This window comes from Paenibacillus sp. YPG26 (assembly GCF_023704175.1).
GTDB lineage: Bacteria > Bacillota > Bacilli > Paenibacillales > Paenibacillaceae > Fontibacillus.
The window spans coordinates 3,681,934-3,697,559 of sequence record NZ_CP084530.1; the positions used below are offsets into that span (position 1 = coordinate 3,681,934).

The 15,626-nt window shown below is 52.6% G+C and carries 16 protein-coding genes and 1 riboswitch; of the genes, 3 read left to right on the plus strand and 13 right to left on the minus strand.

Annotation, left to right across the window (positions count from 1 at the left end; translation table 11 throughout):
* Window positions 1-357: 357 nt before the first annotated feature.
* Window positions 358-522, plus strand: coding sequence for a hypothetical protein (locus LDO05_RS17435; protein ID WP_251376576.1), 165 nt, complete (start codon window positions 358-360; stop codon window positions 520-522).
* Window positions 523-648: 126 nt separating this feature from the next.
* Here the strand turns inward: LDO05_RS17435 and LDO05_RS17440 are convergent, their stop codons facing one another.
* Window positions 649-1,005 carry a hypothetical protein gene (locus tag LDO05_RS17440; protein WP_251376577.1) on the minus strand — a complete coding sequence of 119 codons (357 nt, stop codon included), beginning with the start codon at window positions 1,003-1,005 and terminating at the stop codon, window positions 649-651.
* 41 nt (window positions 1,006-1,046) lie between these two features.
* Entirely contained in the window at window positions 1,047-2,039 is a 993-nt protein-coding gene (locus LDO05_RS17445) for a ketoacyl-ACP synthase III (protein ID WP_251376578.1), read from the minus strand.
* Between the two features lie 102 nt (window positions 2,040-2,141).
* A riboswitch (cyclic di-GMP riboswitch) is annotated at window positions 2,142-2,224 on the minus strand.
* A gap of 198 nt (window positions 2,225-2,422) precedes the next feature.
* On the opposite strand from LDO05_RS17445, the gene LDO05_RS17450 reads away from it, so the two are divergent.
* Window positions 2,423-3,142, plus strand: coding sequence for a 3-ketoacyl-ACP reductase (locus LDO05_RS17450; protein ID WP_251376579.1), 720 nt, complete (start codon window positions 2,423-2,425; stop codon window positions 3,140-3,142).
* 63 nt (window positions 3,143-3,205) lie between these two features.
* Here the strand turns inward: LDO05_RS17450 and LDO05_RS17455 are convergent, their stop codons facing one another.
* Window positions 3,206-3,415 (minus strand): DUF378 domain-containing protein, encoded by a 210-nt coding sequence (locus LDO05_RS17455; RefSeq protein WP_251376580.1) that lies wholly within the window; start codon window positions 3,413-3,415, stop codon window positions 3,206-3,208.
* A 116-nt stretch (window positions 3,416-3,531) separates the two neighbouring features.
* Between LDO05_RS17455 and LDO05_RS17460 the strand changes: the two genes are divergently transcribed.
* Entirely contained in the window at window positions 3,532-4,050 is a 519-nt protein-coding gene (locus LDO05_RS17460; protein ID WP_251376581.1) for a cupin domain-containing protein, read from the plus strand.
* Window positions 4,051-4,241: 191 nt separating this feature from the next.
* On the opposite strand, the gene LDO05_RS17465 is transcribed toward LDO05_RS17460, so the two are convergent.
* From LDO05_RS17465 to LDO05_RS17510, 10 genes are all read right to left on the minus strand, one after another.
* Window positions 4,242-4,772: a hypothetical protein gene (locus LDO05_RS17465; RefSeq protein ID WP_251376582.1), complete on the minus strand. Its 531-nt coding sequence runs from the start codon at window positions 4,770-4,772 to the stop codon at window positions 4,242-4,244.
* A gap of 198 nt (window positions 4,773-4,970) precedes the next feature.
* Window positions 4,971-5,675, minus strand: a complete 705-nt coding sequence (locus tag LDO05_RS17470; RefSeq protein WP_251376583.1) for a Na-translocating system protein MpsC family protein — start codon at window positions 5,673-5,675, stop codon at window positions 4,971-4,973.
* A gap of 357 nt (window positions 5,676-6,032) precedes the next feature.
* On the minus strand, window positions 6,033-6,962 hold the full coding sequence (locus tag LDO05_RS17475; protein ID WP_251376584.1) for an NAD-dependent epimerase/dehydratase family protein: 930 nt from the start codon (window positions 6,960-6,962) through the stop codon (window positions 6,033-6,035).
* 114 nt (window positions 6,963-7,076) lie between these two features.
* Complete coding sequence (locus LDO05_RS17480; RefSeq protein WP_251376585.1) at window positions 7,077-8,099, minus strand: LCP family protein; 1,023 nt, start codon at window positions 8,097-8,099, stop codon at window positions 7,077-7,079.
* Between the two features lie 70 nt (window positions 8,100-8,169).
* Window positions 8,170-9,576 carry a sugar transferase gene (locus LDO05_RS17485; RefSeq protein WP_251376586.1) on the minus strand — a complete coding sequence of 469 codons (1,407 nt, stop codon included), beginning with the start codon at window positions 9,574-9,576 and terminating at the stop codon, window positions 8,170-8,172.
* Window positions 9,577-9,599: 23 nt separating this feature from the next.
* Window positions 9,600-10,814 carry a glycosyltransferase family 4 protein gene (locus LDO05_RS17490; protein ID WP_251376587.1) on the minus strand — a complete coding sequence of 405 codons (1,215 nt, stop codon included), beginning with the start codon at window positions 10,812-10,814 and terminating at the stop codon, window positions 9,600-9,602.
* Window positions 10,762-11,901 (minus strand): glycosyltransferase, encoded by a 1,140-nt coding sequence (locus LDO05_RS17495; RefSeq protein ID WP_251376588.1) that lies wholly within the window; start codon window positions 11,899-11,901, stop codon window positions 10,762-10,764. The genes LDO05_RS17490 and LDO05_RS17495 overlap by 53 nt, the downstream gene beginning before the upstream one ends.
* On the minus strand, window positions 11,867-13,144 hold the full coding sequence (locus LDO05_RS17500; RefSeq protein ID WP_251376589.1) for an O-antigen ligase family protein: 1,278 nt from the start codon (window positions 13,142-13,144) through the stop codon (window positions 11,867-11,869). Before LDO05_RS17500 ends, LDO05_RS17495 begins: the two co-directional genes overlap by 35 nt.
* Window positions 13,141-14,265, minus strand: coding sequence for a glycosyltransferase (locus LDO05_RS17505; RefSeq protein ID WP_251376590.1), 1,125 nt, complete (start codon window positions 14,263-14,265; stop codon window positions 13,141-13,143). Before LDO05_RS17505 ends, LDO05_RS17500 begins: the two co-directional genes overlap by 4 nt.
* Complete coding sequence (locus LDO05_RS17510) at window positions 14,262-15,617, minus strand: polysaccharide deacetylase family protein (protein ID WP_251376591.1); 1,356 nt, start codon at window positions 15,615-15,617, stop codon at window positions 14,262-14,264. Before LDO05_RS17510 ends, LDO05_RS17505 begins: the two co-directional genes overlap by 4 nt.
* Window positions 15,618-15,626 lie beyond the last annotated feature (9 nt).

Here is a 15,626-nt window from a genome sequence, read left to right on the forward strand (position 1 = left end):
TCCTTTACGTTGAATTATACAGCGTGAATTTTGGAACAAGAAAGTGGATGCCTGTCTTAGGTTCACTCTGTATAGTAGTCCGTTATTTACGTAATACCTGCGATAGACCTTACTATCCCCGGAATCAGTGGAGTGATCCGGCAATAGGAAAGGGACTGTTTCTTAACGTCTCCGAGAAGTTGAACAGGCCGAAACGGAACTCTATACTCTTATATTACACCACTTGTCAAAGAACTGAAAAAGAAATTTCACGATATTTTAAATATTGCAGTGAAATTTGGCGTAGACATGCTACAATTTGCTCATGATGCGCATGCTATATGCGGAAAAATTAATAAAAGGAGGCATCAGAATATTATGAAACAAGAGGCTGTATTCCGCCTTCTTTTGGCCATCGTGCTGTTCACGCTTGTCCCGTTCCTGTATGAATACCGCCTGGTTGCGTCCCTGTTCACTGTGATGGGCATTTACTTTGTAGTTACAGGAGCCTCCAAGCTCACCAGGAAACGTCCACGAAAATAATTTGCGCCTGTAGATTTGCCGGTACTTTATGTTTCCCTCAACTCAGCAGGGGTATGCGCCCCAATCCACTCATTCAGGCAAAAAATAAACGGCCCTCTCTTCTTAAGATAAGGGCCGCATGGCCGATTAGTTATAAGCGTACGCCTCTTCAAGCGTATCCATAAATATTCCGGTATAAGAGATCGACTGGGCTAGCTTCTGCATCTGATTCTTGGCAATCAGGGACGATGGATTGATCATCAGAATATGCTTGAACCCGTTCGACATGTACAGCTTGAAGCAGCCTTCGAGCACAGGCAGCATGTCCTGCTTGGATACAGACAGATCTGTAGAATCAATGATCAGCTTGTATGTGGACGGTTCAATGGAATTCACATTCTCCTCGTATTCCTTCAGAAAGGCTTCCGCCTCGTCAGGCTTCATGAACCCGCCAACAGTAATTACCAGCGACTTCTCAGCTTGCTTCTTCTCAAATTTGAACATGATGATATTACTCCTTTATAAGTAAGATATAGTCTAGATGATTAGAATTGATATAAAAGTGCGGACATGGTGTATCCGATTCCTACCGAGCAAAAGACAACTTTATCGCCAGGGGAGATCTTGCCGGATTCAAGCGCCTCTTCAAGTGCAAAGATCGGGCTTGTGACTCCGGTGTAACCATACTTCTCGCCGACAAAAGTATACTTGTCCAGTCCAACATGCATCTTCTCCAAAGTCTCCTCAATCTCGGGACGGGAGAACTGCGAGAACAACCAGTGATCCACATCGGCTGCCAGAATTCCGTTGCGACCAAGCATAATCGTGATGATCTCTCTCCATTCATCCGAGAAGTAGCTCACATCATGTGGAATGAAGCGGAGTCTCTTATCCGATTCCTGAACGCCTTCGCTGAACATCTTAGACAAGCCTACAGCCGGAAAAGTCACGGTATCTCCAAGCTTGGAGTCCGTCTTGTAGTTCGCATCCAGAAAGCCTCCGGGAAGCTCCTGCTTCTCCAGAATGACAGCGGCTGCGCCGTCAGAGAAATTCGGATAGACGATGGTATCATCCTTACGGGCAATATTGCTGACATGTACACTGCCTACAATTAGCGCACGCTTGATGAAGCGGTTCCCCGAAAGGTACTGCCGCACCTGATCCATCGCGGTAAGCATGCCGATACAGTTCGTATTCAGGTCATAGACGATATGTGCGTTAACCGCTCCAATCTCTCTGTGAATCAGCAAGGCATTGCTCGGATAGGTATATTCCGGTGTGTCGGAGACGAACACCACCATATCCAATTCTTCCGCCGCTACCTTGGATTCAGCAAGGAGCTTCTTCGCCGCCTGTACGCCCATAGTTAGTGAATTCTCATTCTCGGTGCTCACCAGGTATCTGGTCTTTCTCCCAAGATGATTCATAAGACCTTCCGATTCCAGGCCCAGCTTGTTGAAATGCTCTACGAAATAAGCGTTGTCATAGGCTGTTGATGGATGGTAGGTTGCAATTCCTTTGATGTGAATCTGTTGCACGTAATGGACCTCCTTGTATAGTAGGTCTCTCCTTATTGAAGCCAGACAAAAGGCCTACTCCTGAGAGCAGACCTGAGGTAATCACCCTAGTATTCATCCCCCGCTGGTAACCGGCTGTCTTAGCATTATGCCTTAGACCCTTGGCTTTGCGTCCTTGCTTTTCAGCAAGTTTGCCTTTTTCAAGTTAGAGAGCTATTAGACCTGTTTTGCTATTCTATTATAGTTCTATTTTCCTGCTATGTAAATAAAATCCTCGTATTTTCCGTAAATTTTTTCCTATTACATTCTACTAATCTCCTGGCCTGCCGTAAAAGTGTAAAAGCCCCCTCTTTCGGGGTATTATTATAGATGTGTGAACTATGAATGGACTGGAGTGATTCAAGGTGGAACTAAGCCATAAGAATGCCCTGATAACAGGTGCCGGAAAAGGAATAGGGCGTGCTGTAGCCATAGCCTTGGCCAAAGAGGGTGTGAATCTCGGATTGATCGCGAGAACCGAATCGGACCTGACAGATCTTGCAGGGGAGCTGCAGAAGGAATATGGAATCAAAGTGAGCATTGCCCCTGCGGATATATCCAATCCCGCCGAAGCCGAAGCTTCCGCAGCCAAGATCAAGCAGGAGCTTGGCTCCGTGGATATCCTGATCAACAATGCGGGGATCGCCAAATTCGGAACCCTGCTTGAGATGGATCCCGAGGAATGGAAGAGAATTCTTGATGTGAACGTAATGGGGACTTACAACGTCACCCGTGCCGTCCTGCCTGATCTGGTCGCCCAGAACAAGGGTGACATCATTAATGTAGCCTCTACAGCTGGTGAGCGCGGCTTCGCAACAGGATCGGCCTACTGCGCCTCCAAATTCGCCCTCATGGGCATGACCGAGTCACTGGCACAGGAAGTCCGCAAGCATAACATCCGCGTTACGGCTCTGACGCCGAGCACGGTCAATACGGACCTTGCCACAAATGCCGGACTCAAGATCGGTGATGAGGACCGGATGATGCAGCCTGAGGATGTGGCCGAGCTTGTTCTGGCCGCGCTGAAGCTTCCTGCACGGGTGTTCCTGAAGACCGCTGGCATCTGGACGACGAATCCGCAGTAAATGAGAAAAAGAGCCGCAGATTAGCGGCTCTTTTTCTCATTTACTGTATCCTATGATGAGCTGTTAAGCTCTCTCACGGTTGTTCACACCCGCGAGAAATTTAAGACTGTACAGCGCGCACAGGCCGACAATCACGTATACCAGCCTGGACAAGCCGCTGTCCGCTCCGCCAAAGATTGCGGCGACCAGATCGTATTTGAACAAGCCGACAAGCAGCCAGTTAAGTCCGCCAACGATTAGCAGCACCAGGGCAACCGTATCTAATGTTTTCATATTCTTGACCTCCATCCTGTCCGATTTGCAAAGCAAGTATCTTCATGTAATATCTTTACCCTACTGGAAAATTATTAAACCTGCTCTACAATCTATTTAGGAAGGGAGTTAAGTTAATGACCACGCCCACAGCCGTCCCCTATCTGCTTGGTGATGACGGCATTATTCCTAACAACCCGGATCTGCCCGTCCTCGTGTATCCCGAGGTGTTCAAGCATCATCCTCATAAGACCGAGGCCATCTTCAATTCGCATGGCTGGCTGAACAGCTGGACGAATGGCGTGTTCAGTTACCACCACTATCACAGCAACTGCCACGAGGTGCTTGGGGTGATCCGCGGTACCGTCCTGCTTCAGCTCGGTGGCGAACAAGGGCAGCAGATCCGGTTAAATACCGGGGATGTCGCTCTGCTTCCAGCCGGAACCGGGCATAAGAAGCTCTCCGCAAGCCCGGACTTTCAGATTGTGGGCGCTTATCCAGGCGGAATGGAGTATAACACCCGCCGGGGAACAGCAGAGGACCGGCAGAAGGCTCTCGCCGAGATTCCGGAGGTACCGATCCCCGACACCGACCCCGTCAATGGGAAGGCCGGGCCTGTACATACGCTATGGAGGAGAGGAACCTTGCGCGGTTAGCGGATTATACCTGGTGAGTATTTGACCGGGACAAGCGGGTTGCCGAAGGATGTAGCACATTGAGTAGGACCATATCCGAACAGGATAAGCGATAAGGACAATGCTCTTCCCGGAGCCGTTCGAGCGTGAACCGAACTCATAACGCATAAGACAGGGCCGCCCCTTGCGGAGCGGCCCTGCCTCTTCATTTTTTATGGCACATATTGCTGTACGATCTTGGTTACCTGGCCGTTCTTAATCGTAATATGATAAGGAAATGCCTGCACGTCTAACAGCTTGGTATTGCGGAAGATAGACTGGAATTTCTTAAGCGATACATGCTCATTCCACTTGATATCCATGTCCTCAAGCTTGCCAGTACGGTCGTAGATCTGCATCATGACCTTCGCGCCAGCCGCGACCTGGTAGTTAACCGTGCGATTGCTGTCATTCGTAATGTAATAACCGTCCAGAGCTCCCCCAATCTCCTTGTAAGCCTCGGGCTCGCGCTCCTTGAACTTCACATCCGCATCCTTCCCCATATACCAGCCGATCGGGTCCACGGTAATGCGCAACTTGCCATCCACACTCTTCATTTGCTTAATGTATACGGTCCTCGTCTGCGTCTTGACTGCGTTTTTAGTCGTTGTTCCTGCCGCTGTTGCTGCACCTGACGTACTAAATACGGTAAATACGGCTAGACTGAATAAAGTTAGTATTAATGCTGCTCTTCTCTTCACCATGCATCCCTGCCTGTTTCATAATTGGTATACCATTCAATAACCATTTCAGCGCTCTTCAAACGCTGTTCTGTCTTATCTTTAATTATATATGTGCGATTCCGGAAATAGATCACAATATCGTTACAGAGATACGCCTGATTTGTCATAAATAAACAGAATACATAGCCCCCGGCTAAAAAGCCTAACAAAAAAATCCGCCTATCTAGGCGGATTTGTAACTACTACGGTAATGCTCTGGTCCAGCTTCTCATCCCAGTCCATGAAGCACTCTGCGATGGTGCGGCCCAAGGAACTGCTGATCTGGCTGCTGCGTGTTATGTAACCCTTCTCAAGCCTTCTTTTCACATCCCTCAGAATCTCCCCGTGCTCAAGCCGGATCAATTCCTTCTCCATCTCGCCGAGAACACCCTGACGGAGAACCAGCAGTGTCCGTGGATTAATCTCGTAGGAAGAAATCTCAAGCGGCTCCTTCTGCACGCGTCCGCTAATCGTGACGATTTCACGTTCGAGCTCCAGCTTGCCGGGGTATGTCTTGGGCTGCGGTTCATTCAGGCCTATGGGTTCAGGAAAGCTCGCGATCAGCATCCCGCTCTTGCTGTCAAACTCCCAATCATAATACAGCTTCTCAGGCTCCATACCGAGCACAAGCTTAAGATAACCTGTAATCTCAGGTATAACCCGCTGCATGATCTGGTCTCTTATTTGACGGATAATAGATTCTTGATTCTGTTCAAGCAGTACACGTTCGGAATTGATCAGGAAGCTTCTCAGATAGATTGTGGTGAACTTATGGCTGAATGAGACGACAACAGATTCAGGTCCCTTGCCAAAGTGCTCTCTGAATGCTTTTCCTGTAAAGCTTGCGATTTGCTGACAAAGCTGCTGAGATTGTAATTGATTCATTTACAACTGACTCGCCTCGTCGGTGCCCAGCCAGGCCTATGCAGTGTCCCCGGCTTCCTGCTTATTAGCTGCAGCGAGTCATTCTTTCCCTCCCTTAGCAAACATAAAAAAGCCTAACATCCCTGTTCATAGAGAAGTTAGGCCATGAAATTGACTTTTATCCTAAGATAGATTCATTCATTTACCTGACAATATAAAGTTCACAATCGTTAATGTGATCACATCCGTCAAACCAGAAACAACGAGCACTGGGGTTAGCCTCGAAAAATCACTACCTTATACCCGTAGTCTTGGCTATCATAACACATTTCCTCCGGAAGAAATACGTCTATAGGAACTATTTTAATCCTGATTGTGCTAACGGACTGCGGCTTTATGAAGCGAGTATTCATTCAGGGTTACCTGAAGTCCGTCCAGGATGGTATGAACAGGTTCCCAATCCAGCAGCATTCTTGCCTTATCGTTGCTAAGCAGGCTGTGGACAATGTCTCCCTCTCTGGCCGCCTGATAATCGGGAACTATATGTAGGTCGCTTAGATTCCGCAGCATCCCGAACAGTTCTCGAATGCTCAGCGGCTTCCCGCTACTGATGTTCATCACTTGTCTGGATCCACGCTGCAGGGCGGCTGCATTGGCTGCAGCAACATCTTTTACAAAGATGAAGTCTCTGGAATGCTCACCGTCTCCATAGATTGCCGGGCGTTCACCTTCCAGCATCCGGCCCACAAAAGAAGCAACTACCGCCCCTTCTCCGTTCGAGGTCTGTCCGGGGCCATATACGTTGGCGTATCTTAGAATGGCGTAATCGAGTCCGTACTGACGGGAGAAAGACTCAATATATTTCTCCGTGGCAAGCTTGGAGAGCCCATAGAAAGAGAGCGGATCAAGCTCATGACTCTCATCAATAGGGAGATAGAGGGGATTGCCGTAGACTGCTGCTGAAGAGGAGAAGACAATTTTGCGGACATGATAGTCCACACACTGCTTCAGCAGATTCACGGTACCCAGAATATTATGCTGCGCATCCAGATATGGATTGTGAAGAGAGCGCTGAACGCTGATCTGACCTGCCAGGTGAATGACCGCATCCGGCCGCTCCGTGCTGAAGACTTGCGAGAGCTGCCCTGAGCCGATGTCCACCGGATAGAAGATTACTCTCTCGTCATAGTAGGACTTCGTCCCGTCCTCCAAATAATCGATCACGATGACCTGATGTCCCTGCTCCAGCAATTGCTCAACCGTGTGCCGCCCGATGAACCCCGCTCCGCCGGTTACTGCGATCTTCATTGAATCTACTCTCCTATTCTTATAAATACATGAGCATGGAATGAGCGGAGCAACAGCTCTCCCTTCCATATGAGTCGATTCAATGTATGAATATGGCCATGAAAATATGACTTTTTATTTCATACTGTACATTTCTCTCATTAGCGTTACATCGGGTATCCAGTAGTACAGCTCTTTTTTGACCAGGGGGTCGTAGAGCTTCTCACTGTGTCCCGGAATTTGATAATACTTCATATCCTCTGTCTTCATCTCCTTCGCCAGCAAGGACAAGCTCAAGAGATCGCTGTCAGTCAGATTGGTATCCACCATATCCTCTCTCACCTGCCTGATCAGAACCGGAAGCCTTGCAAGATTCGCCGGCTGCAGCAGGGTCCGCAGAATGCTCTTCAGCACAAGCGCCTGGTTCTGCTGACGCCCCTGGTCGCCTTCGGCAAGCGAATGGCGTTCCTGCACAAGCTTGAGTGTGAGATCCCCGCCCAGCTTCTGTTCGCCCGCAGGCAGGGTCAAATGCGCATAGGTCAGCTTCACGGGAGCAGGAAGCGTGACTTCAAGGCCCCCCAGGGTATCTATGAAATGCTCAAATCCCTCAAAGTCGGTCTTCACATAATAATGGATTGAACAGCCGCACAAATTGCTGACAGCCTGGAGCGAGGCCTTCGTCCCCTCATGATTGCCGCCACGGAGCTCTCCGAGCAGATGGGCATGGTTAATCTTCGTATACCCCACTCCCGGCAGCTTGACCCGGGTATCCCGCGGAATAGAGACCAGACTAACCCTGTTCTCGTCAACGTTGACCCTCGCCAGCATCATCACATCCGTCCGGGAATCCTCACTTCCTCTGGCATCAATACCCAGGATCAGTATATTAAGATTCGTCTGCGCAAGGCCCGGCTTCTCACCCATGAGGGAGCGGGCCGGGGAAGCTGCAGCTGCAGGAGGCCCGGAGCGGACATCCCCCGGAATCCGGCCGCCCGTATCCGGTGCGGCGACGGCATCCGGATCCGGAACAGCCAGCACTGGGATCTCCGAAGGACGGAAATGCTGCGAAGGCTGGAGAGACCAGTAGAAAGCATACCCGCCCAGAGCTGTGCAGAGCAGGAGCCCGGCTATCAGCATATACACCTTACGCTTGTTCATCTTCTACTCCTACCTCCTTGGGTCTCTGCCAGCCCGTCAATTGAGAGAATCAACGCGGAAGAACCCGTTCCTAACCCTGCAGCTGCTTCGATGCGGCTGGCGGCTCGTGCGCCGCAGGATTCAGAAGCTTCTCCAGACCAAGCTCCGCGGCGGACTTCGCCTCCGCCCTGATGCCCCGGGACTGTTCCCGCTTCAGCACCACCATAATGGTCTGGAACAGAAGGCGTAAGTCCAGCATCGGGGAGTAATTCTTGATATACAGCAGATCGTAGCGAAGCTTATCTTCCGCAGAGGTTGTATAGTTCGCCTTCACCTGAGCGAGTCCTGTCAGGCCCGGCTTGACCATAAGCCTGTAGGTATAGTGCGGAAGCTCTGTCTTGAAGCTGGAAATGAAGAAGGCGCGTTCGGGTCTGGGACCGACCAGACTCATGTCTCCTCTGAGGACATTGATCAGCTGGGGAAGCTCGTCAATCCGGGTTGCGCGGATGAACTGGCCCAGTCTTGTAATTCTAGCATCCCCGTCCCCGGCAAGGATCGGCCCTGTACCCTGCTCCGCATTGTCGATCATGCTCCGGAACTTGAGAAGATGGAAGGGCTTCTCATGCAGCCCGATCCGTTCCTGAACGAATAAGGCCCTGCCCCTTGAGGTTAGTGGAATGAGAATGAACATAAGCAGCATAATCGGTGAAGCCACAAGCAGCAGCAGCGAGGAGATCAGGAGATCGACCGACCGCTTCATCACGCGCTCGATCAGCGTAAGATGAGGAGGCATAATGGAGTAGATCATCAGATCATCGAGCTGCTGGGGCTCGGCATTGACAAGCGACAGTTCATAGAAGCCCGGTATCAGCAGTACCTCAATCTGCCTTGTCCCTGCGGCTCGGATCAGCGAGGACTTGGTATCCGCAGGAAGATCGTGGGCCAGAAGGACGGCGTCTACATCCTCCCACATGCTGTCAGATGGTGCGGCTTCATCTCCATCCATGACAACGACATATTGAAGATCCAGCCAGACACTGCCTTTGCCGAGCATTTGCTCCAGACCGCTGAGGTCGGCTTGATCCCGGCTTATCACAGCCATGGCCCGCTTGCGTCCAATTCCCTGGGATTGAATATAGAAGATAAGCAGACGAAGGCTGAAGGTAAGGAGAAGCTGGGTGAAGAAAGCCGTAATCACCACAGTCAGCGGTAAGCTGAGCGTCTTCAGCCAATAATTCAGTACAATGAGTTCCACAACAAATACGAGATGAGCAAGCATCAAATTATACAGGTAGGTTCCAGGCTTCTGCCGCCCTGCAAAATCATACAAATAGAACATATAATAAGGCACCACGGTGAACAGACCCAGCCATGGGGCGTAGCCCAGAAAGGTGTTCCATTCCGGGAGAGGAATGTCCCCGTGATAGACAAGCTTGTAAGCTAGCATATAGCTGACATAGATGAACACGCAGTCCAACATCAGAACAAACACTTTCATGCTCTTAAACCGAAACAGCCTGATCATCTCAGACGGGCAGCTCCTCTCTCCCTTGTTCTATTGTTAGCGAGAAGCTCGTCATACACTTCTCTCATCATGGGGCGGATTAGCTTCAAATCATACCGGGGAGCCATCTTCCTGCTCCGTTCCCCCATACGCCGCCGCAGCTGCGGGTCGTCATACAGCTCCTGCAATGCGGCGGCTGCAGCCTGGGAATCGTCTACGGGAATTACATATCCGTTATCCCCATGCAGGACAAGGTCCCTGCTGCCGCGCACGTCCGTAGCGAGAATCGGCTTCCCTGCTGCAAGCCCCTCCAGCAGCACCTTGGGAAGGCCCTCCCGTCTCGACACCAAAGCAAGCACATCGGCTGCCTGCATCAGCTCCTGGATATCCTGACGATAGCCAAGGAATTTCACCTGATCCTCCACTCCAAGCTGCTGGCACAGCTTGATATACTCAGCTTCCTCAGTCCCCACGCCCGCAAGCAGCAGGACCACGGGTACCCCCCGCTGTGTAAGACTATATACCGCATGGATCAGCTGCTGCTGGTTCTTGTTCCGGTTCAGTTCCGCGACACAGAGCACAACCAGCGAGGCCGCAGGGTTCCTGATCCCAAGCTCATTCCGGAGCTCTACCTCGCTGGCATTCGCCACGGGACTTAACAAGCTGATATCCACCCCCACTCCAGGCAGATAGACGACTCGATTCCTCACGGGAAAGCCGCTGGCCCGCTCATAATCCTCCTGATTGATCGTGATCAAGGTATCCGTGAACCTGGACATGAACCGCTCCAGCGGATAATAGATCAGCCAGCCAAGCCGGGATGACCCGGTATGGAAGTGAAACCCGTGGGCCGTGTACACTACACCCCTGCTGCCTGACAAGAGGGCAGCAAGCCGGGTGATCAGGCTGGCATTAGGGGTATGTACATGAATGAGATCGTATCTCTCCCGCCTAAGCCAACGGATCATCTGGAACAGGGCCTTCACATTGCCCCAGGATAGCGGTCTGCGGCTGAAGGCAATATCCCGGCATTCAAAGCCCTCACTTGTGACCTTCTCCCGTCTATGATCAGGATGCCCGTAGGCATGCACTTCCACGCCCTCGCGCCGGAGGTCCTCCATGAAAGGGAGGTGGAACGCAGCCAGATGTGAATATACCGTCGCCACATAAGCAGCTTTTCTAGGAGGAGCTGTATGCTTTGCCTGACTCATGTCCGATCGACTTTTGCCCATAGAGGTTCTCCCATCGCTCAACAATCGTATTTATATTAAATTCGGCGTGAACATATTCCCTTCCCGCGTGGCCCATTTCAGACCGTATTTCTTCCGGATTCGCCATGATCTTGATCATGCACGCCGCCAAATGATCCGGGTCGGACGCTCCTGCGAGATGTCCGTTCACACCCTCATGCACCACTTCCTTGTTCCCGCCCACATCCGTCGCTGCAATCGGCAGTCCGCTTGCGGAAGCTTCAAGCAGCACCATGGGCAGCCCCTCCCATCTTGAGGACATCAAGTAACCGTCCGCCGCACTCATCAGGCGGGCTGCATCTGTCCGCATGCCAAGGAACCAAACGGCTTCGCCGAGCTTCAGCTTCCGGCACAGCTCCTCAAGCCTCGAGCGTTCCGGGCCGATCCCCGCAATCAAGAGACGGCTCTCTGGATAGACCTCAAGCACCCGGGCGAATGCGAGAAGCATGGTCTCGTAATCTTTCTCCGGCACCAGACGCCCCAAGGCCAGCCAGATGAATCTGTCAGCCAGCTTCATCTCATCCCGCAGCTGTATCCGGTCCTGCACTGAACGGCTGAAATGCTCAAGGTTGATGCCGTTGGGCATAAGGATAATTTTGCGGCGGGGAGCGGCCTTAATCTCGATATACCGGTCTACCGCCTCCCTGCTAACATTCGTCATGAGATCACAGAGCGGATCTGTGATCCGGTAGAGCAGGTTCCGCAGCCATCCCCCCTCATTCATGCTGTGCGCGGTACAGATCAGAAGCCTCATCGGCACGAACAAGCGGGTTACCCTCGCCAGCAGGTTGGCATGCACCATATGGCTGTGAATCACATCCGGCTTGAATGAACGAATGAGTCTCCGCAGACGGAAGATGGCTCTGGGGTCGGGGATGCCTTTTCGCATATTCAGGGTATGGACCTCTACGCCCATCTCAGCCAGCTCATCCAGATAAGCCACAGGCCGCACCATACTGATAAGCCAAATCTCGTAGCCCTTACTCCTAAGCGATCTGCACATATGAACGAGCTGGCTCTCGGCCCCCGCATAATCAAATCCGGTAATAAGATACAGAACTCTTTTCACTGCTCTCCGCCTCCCCGCTATGTCCTGTCCGCAAGAATGCAAGTGACACCCATGCAATCAGCATATACTCATAGTTGAAGCCAAAGTCTCCGCTGAGCAGGGCGCACCCTAGCGACTGAATCAGCAGCACCATTAGAACCGGATGAGCCCGGGCCGACCACAGTGAGAACAGATACGCCGCCAGCCACATGAACAATCCGGTAATGCCAAGCTCGCTGGCCATCTCAATAATAATGTTGTGCGGGAACTCCTTCTGAACAGGCGGAGTGCTGCCCCCAAGACCCGAGCCGAAGAAGGGTTGCTCCTGAAAAGATTCAAGCGCCCGGATCTGCAGATCCATGCGTCCGAGAAAGTTATCGTCTCCCTTCAGCTGACTCTGGCTGAACAGCACCGTGAACCGGCTGCTTCCAATCCACTGTCCCAGCTGCTCCGAGTACAGGCCGGCAGCCGCAGCAGCGAGCAAGACCGATCCGGCTATGGCAGCGGTGTACCGCTTCAGATTGCGCAGCTCCCCGTTCTTATACTTTTTGTATAAAATGTAGGCTAGGATAAGCACATTCGCGGCAACAAAGGAGGCGACAGGCCCCCTTGACTGCGTAGCGAACGCAGAGGTCAGAGCGGCTCCGAGCGTGACCAGCCGCAGCAGCCAGGGGATATTCCTTCCCCAGATTGCGACCGCGGCCGCAATCAGCGAGATGCGGGCATTGAAGATCGGATTATCTCCGGGCAGCGTCAGTCTTCCAGGGTACTCGGAGCTGTATTGGCCGAAGAGGAGATGCGTCGCCGCATAGGCAAGCCCGAACAAAGCGACGATGGTCCAGGAGAGCTTGCCGTATCTTTTGCAGAGAATATAGGTGTACAAGCCAGGAATGACGGCTCTGATTATTAAGAGAAGCTCTTTGGACAGACCGCTGGAATTCATAGGCGCCCAGGCATAGGACAGGACACAGTAGCTTAGGAACAGACCCCATAACCATAGACCCTCATTGCTGAACATTTCCCTGAGAATGTCCGGCTTCTCGAACAGGGCAATGATAACGAAGAGCAGAGGAGCGCCCACCAGAAGAATGAAGGAATTCACGGGAATATACTGCTTGTAGAAATAACCGACCGCATCAAAAAAGATACTGAAGCCCAGCACATAACCCGCATCCAGCCTAAGCCCCAGCTGAAGAATGCACTGGATGCCGAAGATCAGAATCACGAGAACCAGCAGAAGAATCAGAATGAGCTGAACATTCACGTTCGTTCACCCTTGTCCCGGATCAGCTCCATGTAACCAAGCCGCTGCGCCTCCTTCACCCGGGCATCCAGATGGCTGATGCTCTTTCTGGGCACCTTCTTCCCCTTCCATGCGCTGGCAAAAGCATCAATCTCCGCAAGACCATCCCTCACATTGCCCGGGCGGTTAGGCAGCTGAAGGATGAACGGCACCGGCCCCCGGAAGTCCGTCTCCTCATACGCTGTGATGACAGGCAGCCCGTTCGCCAGATACTCTCTGACCTTCAGCGGCGACGCCTCCTCCATCCGCTTCCGGTGGAGGGCAAGCGTCCCGATCGCAAGATCCGCCCGCTCCAGCAGCGGCTGGTACTGCTCCCGGACGAGCCTGCCGTGAAAGATCATATTGGCGGGGGCGGGCTCCGCCAGCTCAGACGCATCCACCCCGATGATATCGAAGCTCCACCCTGGCCTGGCCCAAGCTAGCTCAGCGATCGCGTCAACTCCATGCCAGGCCTGGCCTGGAGAGCCGATGAAGACGAGCTGTATAGCGTCGGTCTGGGTGGACAGGGACAGTTCCGGGGGCTTGCTGCTAGGGCTGTGGCCAACCAGCTCATCATCCAGACAGATTCCATTGCCAATGATGATGCTGTGCCGCGCATAGCGGCTGAATTCCGGCACCCCGGACAGCTCCCTGCTTACAAAAACATTCCCCCACGCTGCCCGCAGCACCAGGGCCCGGGTTAGCCGGTGTACAACGTATCGCAGATCCTTGTCCATCCGCATCTCTGTGAGATCATTGCTGTTAATCTCTAGCACGGAGGGAAAATCTCGCAGAAGTCCAGGAAGAGCGTAGTAATAGTGGTCAAACCGGTGATAGATCACGTCCGGCTTCCACCGCCGAACCTGCCGGGCCAGCTTGCGAAAGTCCAGCATGCGGGACAAACCTCCCTGATAAGACTGTGCCACCACTTCAACACCGGCGGATTCCAGCTCTTCTGCCCACTCCTCTCCTGTTCCGCCCGTGAACAGGAAGAGTCCCACCTGATGACCGAGCCGCGTCCATTCCGAGATCTGACTGGCTGCTTTTTTGAACACACCGCTCTGGGGACCTTCATTCCAATGGATTACGTAGGCGATTTTCACTGGACACTCACCCTTTTTGGATTATGGATGCTGAGCTTCTCAAGACATGCCTGATAGAGCTCCCTGTCGGAGGACCTCATCAGCTGGCTGTTATGCCACAGCAGCGTGAAGTCCCCCGCATATTTCGCACACTGACCGTAGTAATGGAGGATGGTTCGCAGCGCCTTTTCCCCCTTCAGGCCCATGTAATTCTGATGCACAATTGTCTGATCCATCACAATCAGTGGACGCTCGCGCAGCTTGAGCGGCTGCCGGGTTAGAACATTGAACACTGGAAATTCGTAACAGACCCCGCACCGGAACCCGGCAAGATCCGCATAGATCAGCGTGCTGTCATAATGCAGGCCCGCATCCTCCCAGTGCTGCCACGTATCCGGGGCCCGCCATCGGAGATAATGCTGTCTGCCGCCCCATTCCTGCTGGGAAATACCGCATTCTTCAGCAGCGCTCCGCAGGATGTCATACTGCCGGCGAATCCGCTCCGGGCTAAGATAAGTCTGATAAGCAGGGTGGAGCCCTATCTCATGTCCGCGCTGATGAATCTCTCTTAAGAGACTGCGAATATTGGGGTCGGTCATCTGATAATTGCCATCCATACCCGGCTCAGTCTCCTGGGTAATGAAGTAGAAGCTGCTGCGGAGCCCGTGCTGTTCACTGAGGTCCATAAGCCACTGGAAGGTGTTAAAAGGATCTGCGCTTAAGTCGCGAAAGCCCCGGCGCAGCATCCCGGCCTTCTTCATGGCCGATTCCGTATCCCAGCGGCGGAGCGCGTCCGCGGCGCTCTCCTTGATTACACTCAGGAAGCTCCGGCCGTAGACGAAGAAGGGCGCGTCCACATCATGACTGATGAGCTTCCTGGGTTCACGCTCCTTCCGCTGAAGCTCCGGCCACAGCTGGTGCAGGCAGGCGTAGAGAATCTCCACGTACTCATTGACGATGGGACGATCCAGAAATCCGGCCTGATACGCAACCGAGCTGTAAGCCGCGAAGCGGTCATGCCGGTCCCGCTCCCGGACAACCAGCTCCTCATACCTCGCCAGCATGAAGAAGGAGCTGCCGAACAGATCAATTCCGCAGGCAATCCTCTCTCCCTCTGTATAGATAAAAGTTCCCTTCCGGTTAGGTCTGCCGTAGATTACAGGAACAGAGCCGAACCCCGGAACTACCGCCTCTTGCAGTGGAAGCTCCGGCATTGAACCGGGCTTGAGCCAATCCGCGTCCCGGGTGCGGAGGAACACATCCGCAAGAAGCAGTGAGGCACCGGCCTGGCTTCCGAACCCGGTTATCTCAATATCTTCCCGTTCTTCATAGGACACGGAATAATCCAGACCGAGAAACTCTTCTAGAATCACCCGGTAGAT